This window comes from Halovalidus salilacus (assembly GCF_031852275.1).
GTDB lineage: Archaea > Halobacteriota > Halobacteria > Halobacteriales > Natrialbaceae > Halovalidus > Halovalidus salilacus.
Genome location: NZ_CP134700.1, coordinates 876,684 through 890,286, shown reverse-complemented (window position 1 = coordinate 890,286; position 13,603 = coordinate 876,684). Strand labels below are relative to the sequence as shown.

At 67.2% G+C, this 13,603-nt stretch carries 10 protein-coding genes; 1 reads left to right on the top strand and 9 read right to left on the bottom strand.

From position 1 onward, the window contains the following. Nucleotides 1–4 precede the first annotated feature (4 nt). The 3 genes from RJT68_RS04365 to RJT68_RS04355 are packed head-to-tail and all read right to left on the bottom strand — an operon-like array spanning nt 5 to nt 4,710. The gene (locus RJT68_RS04365) at nt 5–1,129 is read right to left on the bottom strand and encodes a dehydrogenase (RefSeq protein ID WP_407039152.1); all 1,125 of its coding nucleotides are present in this window, start codon (nt 1,127–1,129) and stop codon (nt 5–7) included. A 6-nt stretch (nt 1,130–1,135) separates the two neighbouring features. Next, nucleotides 1,136–1,735 carry a 4Fe-4S dicluster domain-containing protein gene (locus RJT68_RS04360; RefSeq protein WP_407039151.1) on the bottom strand — a complete coding sequence of 200 codons (600 nt, stop codon included), beginning with the start codon at nt 1,733–1,735 and terminating at the stop codon, nt 1,136–1,138. 5 nt (nt 1,736–1,740) lie between these two features. Beyond that, complete coding sequence (locus RJT68_RS04355; RefSeq protein WP_407039150.1) at nt 1,741–4,710, bottom strand: molybdopterin-dependent oxidoreductase; 2,970 nt, start codon at nt 4,708–4,710, stop codon at nt 1,741–1,743. Between the two features lie 348 nt (nt 4,711–5,058). On the opposite strand from RJT68_RS04355, the gene RJT68_RS04350 reads away from it, so the two are divergent. Beyond that, nucleotides 5,059–5,820, top strand: coding sequence for a DUF7124 domain-containing protein (locus RJT68_RS04350; RefSeq protein WP_407039149.1), 762 nt, complete (start codon nt 5,059–5,061; stop codon nt 5,818–5,820). A gap of 66 nt (nt 5,821–5,886) precedes the next feature. Here the strand turns inward: RJT68_RS04350 and RJT68_RS04345 are convergent, their stop codons facing one another. From RJT68_RS04345 to RJT68_RS04320, 6 genes are all read right to left on the bottom strand, one after another. Next, the gene (locus tag RJT68_RS04345) at nt 5,887–8,031 is read right to left on the bottom strand and encodes a hydrogenase iron-sulfur subunit (RefSeq protein WP_407039148.1); all 2,145 of its coding nucleotides are present in this window, start codon (nt 8,029–8,031) and stop codon (nt 5,887–5,889) included. A gap of 191 nt (nt 8,032–8,222) precedes the next feature. Next, nucleotides 8,223–8,621, bottom strand: a complete 399-nt coding sequence (locus tag RJT68_RS04340) for a hypothetical protein (protein WP_407039147.1) — start codon at nt 8,619–8,621, stop codon at nt 8,223–8,225. Between the two features lie 120 nt (nt 8,622–8,741). Next, on the bottom strand, nt 8,742–9,578 hold the full coding sequence (locus RJT68_RS04335; RefSeq protein WP_407039146.1) for a hypothetical protein: 837 nt from the start codon (nt 9,576–9,578) through the stop codon (nt 8,742–8,744). A 132-nt stretch (nt 9,579–9,710) separates the two neighbouring features. After that, nucleotides 9,711–12,203, bottom strand: a complete 2,493-nt coding sequence (gene folP / locus RJT68_RS04330; protein ID WP_407040322.1) for a dihydropteroate synthase — start codon at nt 12,201–12,203, stop codon at nt 9,711–9,713. Nucleotides 12,204–12,965: 762 nt separating this feature from the next. After that, complete coding sequence (locus RJT68_RS04325; protein ID WP_407039145.1) at nt 12,966–13,172, bottom strand: dodecin family protein; 207 nt, start codon at nt 13,170–13,172, stop codon at nt 12,966–12,968. A 167-nt stretch (nt 13,173–13,339) separates the two neighbouring features. Then, complete coding sequence (locus RJT68_RS04320) at nt 13,340–13,528, bottom strand: hypothetical protein (protein ID WP_407039144.1); 189 nt, start codon at nt 13,526–13,528, stop codon at nt 13,340–13,342. Nucleotides 13,529–13,603: the final 75 nt, after the last annotated feature.

Genomic DNA, 13,603 nt, shown 5'->3' with positions numbered 1-13,603 from the left:
GGGGTCACACCGGGAGCGGGAGCGTCGTGAACTCCGCGGCCATGAGGTAGGTCAGCGCCAGGGCGATCTTCCCGACGACCACCAGAGCTGCAGCGGCGGCGTAGGACGCCACGACGGCGTTCTCCGGGAGCGAGTCGGCGCGCTGACCGAACGCGGCGCCGATCGACAGCGCGATGGGGAGCGCGATTCCCCCGACGAGCGCCACGCCGAGGAACAGCCCGGCGTAGGTGGTCAGCATGTTGTCGACCGACGCGGCGGCGGTCTCGGACTCACCGGGGAGCAACGTCACGGTCGCGACGATGGCGATCAGCGACGCCGCGAGCAACCCGGCGGCGATCAGCGAGTAGTTCCGCAACGGCGTTCCGACCCTTCGGCTCTCCAACGCGGAGAGGCCGACCGCGACGAACAACCCGGCGCCGAGTCCGCTGAGCAGTTGCACCGGAACGAGGTACGTCTTGTCCCACAGCGGAACCCGTTCCATCGATCCGGAGCCGAGCGCCATCGCGGAGTAGAGGACGACGCCGGCGGCGAAGAGGGCGACGACACCGCCGATCACCAGCCGTGCCGTCTCCGACGGGCGGGTCCTATCGGCGAGGTCGTCGAGCAGTCCGAGGAAACCGATTCGACCGACGATGCCGCGGACGCCGTCGGCCGTTCCGCCGCCGGTAGCTGCCTTGGCCGCGTCGCCGTCCGATGCGACGTCCCGACCGCCATCGGTCGTCGCTTTGGCACTACCGTCGACCGCGCTAGGACTGTGGGGCCGTTGGGACCCGAACGCGGCCCAGACGAACATCAGGAGTACACCCGGGACGAAGCCACCGATGAAGTACGCTCCGATCGTCATCCACGAGGCGAAGTTGGTCATCGTCGTGGGCAGGATCATCGCTCGCAACGGGGTCGCGAGGTGTGTCAGCATGATCGGCGGTCCGATCGCCATTCCGAGCAAGCCCGTGAGGTAGCCGTACCTGGCGACCTGCCCGTGCGCCTGCGAGTCGGCGTTTCGCGAGCGAACGTCGGCTGCGTATCCCCACAGGTACGCGCCGCCGGAGATACCGATCAGGGCGACGTACAGACCGACTTTCCATCCCCAGTCCTCGTACGGGAGTTCGTAGGCGATTTCGACGACCATCGTCGATCACTCCCCCACGATCCGATCCGCGTCATCTCCGAAGACGATTCGCGCGGCTTCGTCGTCGAACGGCGTCGACACCCCATCGTCGCCGAGTCTCTCCGCGAGTTCGTCGGGCGTGCCGAACAGCAGCGCGTCGGTCGGACACTCCGAGGCGCAGGCGGGCTCGAGCTCTTCCTCCTGGCGCGGTTCGCAGGTCGTACACTTGTCCATCAGGCCGTCGCCGCGGACGCCGACGGGTTTGGACTCCTCGGCCTCGGGCACCTTCGACTTCGGGTACTGCGGGGCGCCGAACGGACAGGCCACGCCGCAGTAGTGACACCCGATGCAGCGGTCGCCGCTCACGCGGACGGTGCCGCTGTCGCGGTAGTGCAGCGCCTCGGTCGGACAGACCTCGACGCAGGGTGCGTCGGCGCAGTTGTAACACTGCATCGGTTTGTTGGTCTCGTCTTCGGTTCCGTGTGCGATTCGGACGACCTGGATCCGCTGGGTGTCGGTGGGGAGATCCCACGTTCGCTGACAGGCGACCTCGCAGGCGCCGCAATCGATACAGGACTCCCAGTTGGGAATCACTCGCGCCGGTCCGTCTGATTGTTGCGTGCTCATTTCAATCACCGTTTGTCGCGTTTCTTCAGCTGTTCTTGCCACTCGAGTTGCTCGTCCGAGAGTTGCGGAATCTCGTTTCCTTCCGCCACTCGGACGGCACAGAGGGTGGTTTTAGTCTCTTGCATCTGCGTCTCCCGGTCGTACGCCGGTGCGGTGCCGGCGTTGATGGATTCGCCGATCACGAACGGTTTCATGCCCTCCAGGTCTCCGTGGAAGTTGTCCGACAGCTTCTCGCCCTCCAGGATGCCGCTCCAGTGGAACGGGGCGAACGCGAGATCCCTGGAAACCCGTTCGGTGACGTTCGCCTGGAGAACCATCTCGGCGTGGGGCGTCGTGGTGACGATCCAGTCGCCGGTTTCGACGCCGAGGTCGTCGGCCACGGTCGGGTTGATCTCCAGGTACATCATCGGCGCCCGCCAGGCGAGGCCCTTCGTGCTCCGCGTCTCGCCGCCCGCGCCGGTGTGTTCGACCTGTCGGCCCGATGTGAGCACCATCACGTGGTCGCCGCGCTCCTCGAGTTCGTTGACGGCGTCGATGTTGTCCTGCTGGACTTTCGCGTTATCGAGTTCGAGGCGCCAGTGGTCTTCGACGCGATCGTTACACGGGAACTCCTCCACGAGATCGGGGCGCGGCGTGACCGCGGGTTCGCGGTGGACCGGGTACTCGTCGGTGAGGTTCCAGGCCTTGATCCGCGCGCGACCGCGCCCCCACGGGGAGTCGGGTTGCGGGTTGTCGTACTCGGCGAACTCCTCGGGATCGACGTCGTACCCCTCCTCGGCCAGCGCCGCGGCGGCGTCGTAGACCGATCGGCTCTCGTCCTCGGCGTACTCTATGGGGATGGTCCTGTCCGAGGGATCGCCGTCCGGGAGTACCGTGGCGTACATCGGGTACTGCGGGACGCCTTCGATCACGCCGTCCCACCAGTCGGGTTCGTAGGGATTCCGGAGCATGTTCTGTCCGTCGGGTCCCTCGGTTCCCCAGCGAGCGCGGAAGTCCATGCCACCCTCCGCGGGGTGCTTGCTGTCGTCGTAGAGGATGGGCGTCCCGGGGTGTTCGTCGTGCCAGCACGGCCACGGAAGCCCGTAGTAGTCCCCGTCTAACACGCCGTCGACCTCGTCCTCGTCGAGGTCGGCCCTGAGGTTCTCCACGCTGAACAGATCGGCGTTCTCCATGTGCGCCTTGAGTCGCTCGGGGGTCTGCCCGACGTAGCCGACCGAACGCGTCCCGAGGTTCCACTCGCGAGTGACGTCCTCGACCTCGTCGTAGTCGAAGTGCTCGCCGAAGCCGAGGTGGTCGGCGAAGTCGCAGATCAAACGCCAGTCCATGCGGGAGTTGTGCGCGGGCGACGTCGCCTGGAACCGCCACTGAATACTTCGCCCGGTGTTGGTGACGCTTCCGGGCTCCTCGATGTTCGTCGCCACCGGCAGCATGTAGACGTCCGTGTCCGACTCGGCCAGTTCGGCGACCTGATTCGGGAAGACGTCGACGTTGACGATGAAGTCGAGTTCGTTGACCGCCCGCCGAACCTTCTTGTACTCGCTGAGCGAGCCGAGGCCGTGTCCCCAGAAGATCGCCGCCCTGATCGGATCGGGCTGGTAGATCTCCCACTCGTCGTCGAGGACGCCTTCGAACCATCGGGCGACGGTGAAGCCGTTCTTCTCCATCAGCTCCGTCGAGTGGAACCGGTCGACCATCTCCTCGTAGGAGATCTCCCCGGACGTGCTCTCCGTCTCCGTCCAGACGTTCGTCCAGTGCTCCCAGGCGCTCTGGTCGAGTCCGTAGTAGCCCGGCAGCGTGCTCGAGTCGACCCCGAGGTCGGTCGCACCCTGGACGTTGTCGTGTCCGCGGAAGATGGGCGTCCCGCCGGCGGATTGCGCGGCGTGTCCGAGCGCGAGGTTCAGGATGGCGTACGCGCGGACGTTGCCGTTCGCGTTGTTGTGCTGGGTGCCGCCCATCGCCCACTCGACGCAGCTCACGTCCGCGTCGGCCAGGGTTTCTGCCAGTTCCTGGAGATCCTCGACGGGGGTCCCGCAGACGTCAGAGACCGTCTCGAGGTCGTACTGGGGCAACACGTCCTCCCGGAACTCCTCCCAGTCGCTGACTCGGCTCTCGATGAACTCCTCGTCGTGGGCCTCGAGGTTCTCGACGATGTGGTAGACGAGGCCGTAGATGAACGCGACGTCGGTTCCTGAGCGGAACTGGTAGTAGTCGTCGGCCGCGGCGGCGGTTTTGGTCCACCGCGGTTCGGCGACGATGTGTTTGCCGCCCCGCCGCTGGGCCTCCTGGAAGTGCTGCCACGCGACCGGGTGGCTCTCCAGGGGGTTGTGGCCGATGATCAGGTTCACGTCGACGTGGCGCATGTCGTTCGCGTTGTTCGTCATCGCGCCGACGCCCCAGACGTTCGCGATGCCGGTGACCGTCGTGGAGTGGCAGATCCGCGCCTGGTGATCGACGTTGTTCGTCCCGTAGAACGCGGCCAGTTTCCGGAACAGGTAGGCGGCCTCGTTGCTGTGCTTCGCCGATCCGCACCAGAACGTCGCGTGCGGTCCGGTCTCCTCGCGGATCTCGTTCAGGCGGTCGGCAATCTCCGTGAGGATCTCGTCCCAGTCCATCCGGACCCACTCCCCGTCCTCGAGTTTCAGCGGTTCCTTCAGCCGCTGGGGGGATTTCTCCGTCTGCGTGAGCGACGCGCCTTTCGAACAGAGCCCGCCCTGGTTGACCGGATTGTCGTCCCACGTCTCCTGGCCGACGATCGTGTCGTCTTTGACGGCCATCTGCACGCCGCACCCGACCGAACAGTGCGTACAAACCGTCTTCACCAGTTCGTCGCCCGCGTCCGGGTCGACGGCCTCCTGTACAGCCTGCGCGTTCTCCCGCTGGAGAAGCGTCCGGCCCCCGACCGACGCGACGAGGGCCCCGCCGACGCCGGCTTTCATGAACCCTCGCCGATCGAGGTCTAGTGTTGACCGTGGCATAGAGTGACAAATACAATAATCTATAATAAAGTTGCCGGAGAATGTCGCGGAGATTTCGGTATATTGAGGTTGTTTTTCGGTGATAGAAAATGAACTCATTATTAGTTTCCGGAAGGTTTACTCCTCTTTTCGCCCGTCCGAACGACGAATCGGTGTGTGACACCGTGACGCTTAATTCGATCTGCTCGCCATGTACCGGACGATGTCCATCACGATGACCCCCGAACCGCTGTGGCCCGACCGTTCCGCAGGTCCGTCGACGAGCAGCGGTGCACTCACCGACGGCTCGACCCCTCGGTCGGCGATCCGCACGGTGGGCGTGATTTCGCGCCCGACCGGTGATCGACGATGACGGACAGCATCGACCTCGACGAACTCGAGGTCGACGAGTCGCAGGACGACGAGCGGGAGTCGAATTACGGCGACTGGTTCTGGCGCGGCGGGGGCGATCCCGACGGGGAGTCGCGGTCTCGGTACGACGTCGACGCTTCGATCGGCCGCGAGAACGTCGAGGAAGAGGTCGATGACGGCGAAAAAGGCGGGGAAGGGTCGAGCGACTCGAAACGTACTCCGCGGATTCCGCGCACCCCTGGTAAACCCGTCGGCGTTCCGGCGAAGCAAGGCGGTGCAGGGGCCGGCCCGGCGTCCAGAACGGACGAGTCGTCCCCCGCGAATTCGGGGTCGAAACCCGACCGAGGGACGTCCGACACCTCTCCTCAAACCACCGGCCACGGCGGGGCGGAACCAGCCGACGACATGACGCTCGCGCTGACATTCCAGGCGATCAACCGACTCGCGAATCCGCGGGTCGCCATCGCGGACGCGCGCGGCTGGGCCGACTGGATCGGTATCGTCGGAGAGGTCTCCACGCCGGTCATCCGGAAGTTCCAGCGGGACGCGATGATCGACCTGGACTTCTTCGGCGGGTCCGAAACCGGACCTGACGCGCGACTCGCCGACGTCACTCCGGAATCGATGTTCTACGCCGACCGGATGGTCCTGGTCGGGTGCGAGGGCGAAGAGCGGATCGCCGATGCCGCCGACTGGGAGTTCGTCCCGCTCGAGACGGCGGCCGAGAAGGCTGGTTGGGAGGTAGAACACCCAGAGTGAGCGGCGATCCGGGTACCGACGTGGCGATCGCGTACCGCTGTACCGGGCGACGCCGCCGTCGGACGCTCACCCACCGTGCAGGAGTCTCGTGCGACAGGACGGACAGTACCGGATGATGCTCCCCTCGGCGTGGGGGGCGAGTTCGGCGATCCGATCGCCGATCCGCTCTTCGATCGCCGCGGCGGTCGCCTCGCTGGTGAACTCCTCGCCACAGCCGACGCAGGCGAGCATCTCCCCCTCGAACACCCGGCGCCAGGCGGGATCCTCGTCGGTCTCACGCTCGGCGTTCTCCGGCAGCAGGGAGAGGTCGAGCCCGGCGTCGACGGTGATGACGCCCTCGACGCACACCTCCTCGCACAGGCCGCAGTTGACGCAGCGTTCGTGGTTGAACTCGAGGCCGATCTCCGTGCGCCTGAGCGCGTCGGTCGGACAGTAGTTCGTACACGTCGGCGTGAGCGTACAGCCGTCGCCGACCTCGACGACCCCGAAGCTCTCGAGCCCGCGGATCACCTCCCGCTCGGGTTCGACGTGCTCGAGGATCGCGCGGACGCTCTCCAGCGCCCAGGCGTGAGTGTCGAACGCCGGGTTCTCCCGCTCCGGATCGTCGATCGTCCCCGCGGCCTCGTGCTCGCCGGCGGGTACCGGCGACGGCTCGAGGCCGTCCGCGGCGAACAGCGAGACCCCTTCGACGAACGCCTCCGGTTCGTCGGGATCCGGCGCGAAGAAGGCGACGCGCTCCCCCAGGCCGAGATCGGTCGTAGCCCGGTTGAGCCGCTCGACGAGTTCGAGTTTCGGATCGGGTCCGGAGTGGAGGCAGCTTCCGCCGCAGCCGACGACCGCGACGCCGTCCGCGCCGGCCGCCAGCGCGTGGAGCACGTGCGCCTCCCCGACCGTGTCGGCGCAGTTGACCTCGACGGGGAGGATCGGCGGGTACTCGAGCTCCTCACGGCCCGCCGCCGCCAACCGACCGTACTCCCTGAGGGCCTCGCCCGCCCGCTCGGAGCAGGTGAAGGCGACGATCGGCGTCTCGATTCCCGATTCCGAACGGCCGAGCAACCCGCTGACGAAGCCGCCGTCGTCGCCGGTCGGGGCGAGCAACGCCTCGACCTCGCGGGCGATTCGAGCGTTGCTCGGCTTCCGAAGCTGCGTCGCGCCGGTCGGACAGGCGCTGGTGCAGGCCCCGCAGTTTTGACAGCTGTCGAGGTGGAACCGAACCTCGTCGATATCGGCTCGCTCGACCGCGCCGTGCGGACAGGCCTCGACGCACGCGTTACAACCCATCTCGCCGGCCTGACCGCCGGCGCAGACGTCCATCTCGAGGTCCAGGAAGTCGATCCCCTCGAACCCGCCGAGCAGGCGTTGGACCTCGTCGATCGTCGCCGCGTCGACCGGACCGGTGTGGAACCCCCGTCGACCGCCCACGGTACCGTCGTCGCCGTCGGGGTAGAGCACCTGGTCGCACTCGACGGTTCGCTCGACGCCCCCCATCTCGATGGCGTCGGTCGGACAGACCTCGATCCACTCGCCGGCGGTGGCGTCCGGGTCGACGTCGACCGGGTGGCGCGTCACCAGCCCGTCGGGGCCCGCGTGGACGCACTTCATGCAGGAGATGCAGTCGTCGGTCACGCGGGCCTCGAGCGTCACCTCGAACTCGCCGTACGAGCCGTCGACGTCGACGACCCGACCGCGCTCGACGTCGACGGCCCTGAGGTCGACGTTCGCGTCCGCCAGGTCCTCGCCGTTGGCGATCAACGCTACGTCCGCGGACTCGGCCATCGCCGCGGCCGTCTCGGCGTCGCCGACGACGACGACATCGTACCCGGCCCGGTGGACGCTGGTTCGGGGCACCGCCGCCTCTTCCCGTCCAGCGCGGGCCGCGTTGATCAGGCGGGCGGTCTTCTCGGTCGCCGCCGCGCGGTCGTGCACCCAGCCCGCCCCCTCCCGCTGGTCGACGAACTGGATATCGTCGGCGTGAAGCCCTCGAGCCTCTGCGGCCCGTACGATTTTCTCCTGCGCCTTCGCCTCAGGGCAGGTGACGATCATCTCGTCGAGTTCGTACTCTTCGATCACCCCCTCGAACGCCGCAAGCGAATCCTGACAGAGCAACCGGGAACTCGCGGCGACCTCGACGTCTTCGACCATCTCCCGCGCCTCCTCCAGATCGACGTTACACGTCCCGGCGCACGAACAACAAAACGCACCCGTGTTCATTGCTCACACGTATTGGAATACGGGATTGTAAACCTGTCGCGCGGATCGGAAGGGAGCACACCGACGCAATCCCCCGTTTCACCGAGATAGTATCCGTACGATTACGTTACAGCGGTGGCGAAACGAGGGGCGAGAAGGGGCGATTCGGCGTTCGGATTCGAATCGAATACCAGTCCAGGTGCGAAGACGACTCACGTGATCAGTTTCGCGCTCTCCTCGGAGAGCTCGACCGTCACGTCCCGCCTCGTCTGCTGGGCGATCTGGTCGATGTTTCGCGTGAGTACCTCGAGAACGTCCGTGGGATCGGGATAAACGAGGGCGCTACCGTCGTTGTCCTCCATCACGAGTTGCGTGTCGTTCATCTGGATCTGGTCGTCCCGGATGCTCGCGACGTAGATCGGTAACGCCTCGGCGCCACCGACGTCGCCCTCCTCGACCATCGTGACGTAGAGCGAATCGACGCCGATGAGGTCCTTGTACTCCCGGATCCGTCGCGCGCAGGCGACCATGTCCTTCGTGATCGCGGTCTTCTGAGGCGTTCCGTGTTCGCCGTTGTAGCAGTGTTTGCACACCCGTAGTTCCATTCGCATGGAAGAAAGTAGCTAACGAGCGTATTATAATCGTTCGGTGGGTACCCGCTCCTCCGAGCGGCGTTCCGTCCCGCGGTCTCGAGACGGCGAGGCTCGCGGGCGTCCTCGGCCGCGTTCGGTTCACTCCTCCGACTCGTCCCCGTCGGCGGCATCACGCCATTGGACGTCGTCCTCGGCGCCGACGTCCGGCTTCGATCTGGGGCCATCGTCCTCGCGGTCGTCCTCGAGGAGTTCGATATCGGGCATCGAACCGTACGCGTCCGGTTCCGATTCGGACTCGTCCGCCGTCGACCCGCCGCCGTCGGCGTCCGAACCCTCGTCGGTCGCTGCGTCCTCGTCTTCACCTGACTCGTCGGCCGACGCGTCCTCGCCGGCCATCACCGCCTCCGACGCCGAATCGAGGCGTTCCCCCGGCGACTCGGAGCCGAGCGGGTCGATTTCGCCCTGCTCGATCCGCTCGTCGACCTCCTCGGCCACGTCGGTGACCTCGTCGACCTCCTCGGCGATGTTCGTCGACTCCCCCGCGACGTCCTCGGGGCCCGCTCGCGTGGCCCCCGCCACGGCGGCTTCGATCTCGAGAAGTTCCTCGTCGACCGCCGCGGCCTCGCGGTACTGGCGCAGGCCGTAGCCCACGAGGCCGCCGCCGACCACCGCCCGGAGGAGCGCCCGCCATCGACGGTGGCTCGTCCGGAGCGCGGAGAGCAACAGGAGGCCCCCTCCGGCCATCGCCAGCGTCCCGTCGCGCGCTCGAGTTGCGAGCGCCGACTCGAGTCGATCGTCCGGAATCCGTTCGATCACCGGGTCGGGGAGTCGTTCCTCAACGGACTCCGGAAACGCGTCGGCCTTCTCCGAGTACCGATCGTCCGCGTTCCCCCTGGATGGCTCGCTCACTCCTTCCGGTACGTCGACCGCGTCGGTGGGTATCTCGTCGAACTCGTCCGGGTGGTCTTCGGTCATGGCTATCACATCGCCCGACGCCGCGTCGGGTTCTCGACTTCGAAAACGCCGTCTACACGGTTCAAGCTTGGACCGGCAGGTGAACGCCCGACCGTCAACGCGCGCCGACGGCACGGAAAAGAACCGACGAACCTACGAGAACCGATTCGGATTCCGGGCGACGAGGGCGGTCTTCACCGCCGCGACGTTCTCGGGGACGTCGTGGACGCGGACGATGTCGACGCCCCGGTCGGCCGCCAGCGCGCTCGCAGCGGCCGTCGGCACCAGCCGTTCGTCCGGACCGCGGTCGACGAGGTCGAACATCGACTTGTGGGAGTGGCCGAAGAGGACCGGACAGCCGAGCGCCCGAAACTCGTCGATCCGGCCCAGCAACTCGAAGCTCTCCCGGGCGGACTTCGCGAAGCCGATACCGGGGTCGACGACGATCTGCTCCCGGTCGAGGCCGGCCTTTTCCGCGAGCAGGACGGTCTCGGCGAGCTCCTCGATCACGTCCTCGACGACGTCGTCGTAGGCGACCTCGCGCGTCGGATCGACGGGCGCGTCGACGCTGTGCATCACGATCAGCGGCGCGTCGTGCTCGGCGGCGACGAACCGCATCTCCGGGTCCTCGAGCCCCGAGACGTCGTTGACGATATCGGCGCCGGCCTCGAGGGCGGCCTCGGCGACGGCGGCCTTGCGCGTGTCGATCGAGACGAGGGCGTCGAGCTCGGCGATTCGCTCGATCACGGGGACGACGCGGTCGATCTCCTCCTCGGTGGGGACGACGTCGGCGCCGGGTCGGGTCGACTCCCCGCCGACGTCGATCAGGTCCGCGCCGGCCTCGACCATCTCCTCCGCCCGGGCGACGGCGTCGTCGAGCGCGTCGTACTCGCCGCCGTCGTGGAAGCTGTCCGGCGTGACGTTGAGGATGCCCATCACCGCGGTGCGCTCCTCCCACGGGAAGCGCGGTTCGACGGGCGCGACGCCGATGTCGAGGGTCTCTCGCAGTTCCCGGGCGACCTCCGCCAGGCCGTAGGGCTGGGCCGCCAGCTTCTCCGTGAGCCGCTTGAACTGCGAGAGGGTCCCCATCAACACCGCGTCGACGTTCTCGCCCTCGCGCTGGAGGCCCGAGAGGGCGCACTCCCCGCCGAGGCTCAACAGCTCCTGTTTCAGGTAGGCCGCCTGGCGGTACTGCAGGTTCGTCTTCACGACCCGGTGGACGGCCTTCCCGCGCATGCGCCAGACGCCCTTCTCAGTGACGTGGGCCCGCTCCAGCGTCTTCCGGGCGTCCTCGAGGGTCCGGATCCGCTTGGGGATGTCGACGCTCGTCCACCGCCTTCGGGCCTCCGCAACCGCGAACAGCGAGCCGGTGACGAGCACGCAGTCGTCCGCGTCCGCTTCCTCGAGGGCGCTCGCCAGGGCGTCCTGGACGGCCGCCTGAGTGCGAATCGCGTCGGGATCGACGCCCGCTTGCTCGAAGACTTTCGCGAGGACCGCCCGGTCCTCGGCCCGGTCGAGGGCGGGTTCGCAGGCGATCACCGTCGCCGGCGTCGGCAACGCTTCGGCCATCCCGCGGTGGTCCTTGTCGTGCATCGCGCCGAAGACGAGGTGGAGGTCGTCGTAGTCGTACGTCTCGAGCGTTTCGACGAGGCGCTCGCAGGCGCCGGGGTTGTGCGCGCCGTCGAGGACGACCAGCGGTTCCGTCTCCATCACCTCGAACCGGCCCGGCCAGTGGGCGTTTCGCAACCCTCGAGTCAGCGCCTCGTCAGTCAGGTCGTCGCCCACCACTTGCCGGGCGAGCGTCGCGGCGATGCCGGCGTTCTCCGCCTGGTGGGCGCCCGGAAGCGGAATCCGGGCCTCGAGCGACCAGTCTCCCGCACCAGCGCTCTCGGCCGCACCGTCGCCTCCGCCGGCCTCGATCGCCACCGTCGCCTCCGTGTGGTTCGTCCGCCCGCGGTACTCGACGCGGACGTCCGCCTCCTCGTCGGTCCCCACGGTGACGACGTCGCCCGCGACCTCCCGGATCGCCTCGAGCACGTCGGAATCGTCGGGCGAGACGCCGGTCACCAGCGGGGCACCCTCGGGGGTCACGTGGGCCTTGTCCCGGGCGATCTCCGCGCGCGTGTCTCCGAGGATCCCCGTGTGCTCTAAGGTGACGCTCGTGACGGCGCTGGCGATCGGGTCGACGACGCTCGTCGCGTCGTACCTCCCGCCGATGCCGACCTCGAGGACGGCGACGTCGACCGCCTCGCGGCCGAAGTGCCAGCAGGCGAGGGCGGTCATCGTCTCGAAGAACGTCGGCGCCTCGCCGGCCGCGGCCCGCTCCGTGACGTAGGGTCGGGCGACCTCGACGAACGCCGCGAGGGCCGACTTCGGAATCTTCCGACCGTCGACGCGAACCCGCTCGCGGACGTCCTCGAGGTGGGGCGACGTGTAGAGGCCGACCGAGAGCCCCGCCTCCCGCAGGACGCGCTCGAGCATGCGCGCGGTCGAGCCCTTGCCGTTCGATCCGGCGACCTGGACGAACCGAACGCCGTCGTGGGGGTTCTCGAGGTGGGCGAGGAGGTCCGCCGTCGACGCCGTCCCCGGCTTCGGGCGGAACCGCCGCAGGTCGAAGAGAAAGTCCGCCGCCTCGTGATACTCCATACTCGAACCACAGAGTCCGGCCGCTTTAGAATGTCGGACCGAGTCGATATCGCCCGCCTCGAGTCCGGCGGCGACCTCGAGCGACCCATCTGCGGTGTGTATCACGGAGGGGTGGTGTCTATCACATTCCAAGAGTGCGTGCTGAGCTGTCAGAACGAACGGCCTCGTCGACTGTGTACACGGTGAAAGCCCCCGACTGGCTCGGGGAGCGTGGGGGCTGTAGCACCGCAGGCGACTGAAAGGAGCCGAGGAGCGCACGCCGCCACGCTCCCCGAGCCAGCCGGCCCCTTTCAGTCCCACCCACACCCTCACCCTCCCCAGCCGACTCGTTCGCTCGTTGCACTCGCTCACTCGCCCCTCGCGGATGAGCGAGGCGCCTTCGCTGATGCTCGGGCGCCTCGCCAGCACGCCAATTACAACGGCCGGGAGCGCGTGCCCGCGCCTATTCGGCGCGGGCAGCGCGACTCGGGGAAGGGCAGGTACCTGGTGGATTGAAAGGGCGAACCGGCGTCGCGGGCGCTCGGGCGGCCCTATCCGACTGAAAGGAGGATATCCGCCTGAGCGGCCGCGAGGGCGGTGAGGGCTTTCGTCGTGTCTTCGTTCGTCGATACGTTCGACGTGCAGTCACCGATTGAAAAAGAGACACGTGAAAGACTTCGCACCTCAGTCGGTCAACGGAGTACTCGAGGAGTGCGCGGACCGACAATCGGCGACCGTCACCGATCGAAAAGAACCGCAACCGTATCGCCGTCCGACTCCCGCTCAGCGCTGCAGTTCGAACGCCACGTGAAGGGTCGTCCGGTACTGATCGATCTGTCCGCCGTCGATCTCCGCGGTTTGCGATTCGACCTCGATACCGGTGATGTTCTCGAGGGTCTCGTCCGCGTCGTTCAGCGCGTTCTGCGCGGCGTCTTCCCACGATTCGCTCGAGTTGCCGACGAGTTCGATGACCTTGACTGTCGATCCCATGATCCGGCGGTATCGTCACCGGCGACGGCAATAGAAGTTGGCCGGCGTATGCAGCGTCGGTCGCGAGCCGACCGAATCCGGCGGGACGCCGGCGATCCTCGAGCGCGTCGACCGACGTCGACAGATCACGTCCGGGTACGGACGAGACCGAACTCGATCGGGTGCGGTCAGTTCCGCTGTAATCCGGAGGGAGGATGGAGAAAGAGCCCGTCGATCATCGCGAGCGCCGCGATCAGGAAGCCGACGAAGACCGCCACCTCGAGGGGGATCGCGAGCAGTTTACCGACGATAGCGGCGCCCACGAACGCGAGCGGGATCGCGGTCAGCACGAAATCGTGTCTGTCGAACGCGGCCACCGTACGAGAAACTCGATACAGAACGCCATCGATATCTCTTCGCATGCTATTCACCCCGCTGTCAGCCATGGATGT

Bases quoted from the DNA above. Each gene is read 5' to 3' on its own strand.
- RJT68_RS04340 (WP_407039147.1), bottom strand. From the start codon at position 8,621: ATGCGAATGGAACTACGGGTGTGCAAACACTGCTACAACGGCGAACAC.
- RJT68_RS04365 (WP_407039152.1), bottom strand. From the start codon at position 1,129: ATGGTCGTCGAAATCGCCTACGAACTCCCGTACGAGGACTGGGGATGG.
- folP (WP_407040322.1), bottom strand. From the start codon at position 12,203: ATGGAGTATCACGAGGCGGCGGACTTTCTCTTCGACCTGCGGCGGTTC.
- RJT68_RS04360 (WP_407039151.1), bottom strand. From the start codon at position 1,735: ATGAGCACGCAACAATCAGACGGACCGGCGCGAGTGATTCCCAACTGG.
- RJT68_RS04345 (WP_407039148.1), bottom strand. From the start codon at position 8,031: ATGAACACGGGTGCGTTTTGTTGTTCGTGCGCCGGGACGTGTAACGTC.
- RJT68_RS04350 (WP_407039149.1), top strand. From the start codon at position 5,059: ATGACGGACAGCATCGACCTCGACGAACTCGAGGTCGACGAGTCGCAG.
- RJT68_RS04355 (WP_407039150.1), bottom strand. From the start codon at position 4,710: ATGCCACGGTCAACACTAGACCTCGATCGGCGAGGGTTCATGAAAGCC.
- RJT68_RS04335 (WP_407039146.1), bottom strand. From the start codon at position 9,578: ATGACCGAAGACCACCCGGACGAGTTCGACGAGATACCCACCGACGCG.
- RJT68_RS04325 (WP_407039145.1), bottom strand. From the start codon at position 13,172: ATGGGATCGACAGTCAAGGTCATCGAACTCGTCGGCAACTCGAGCGAA.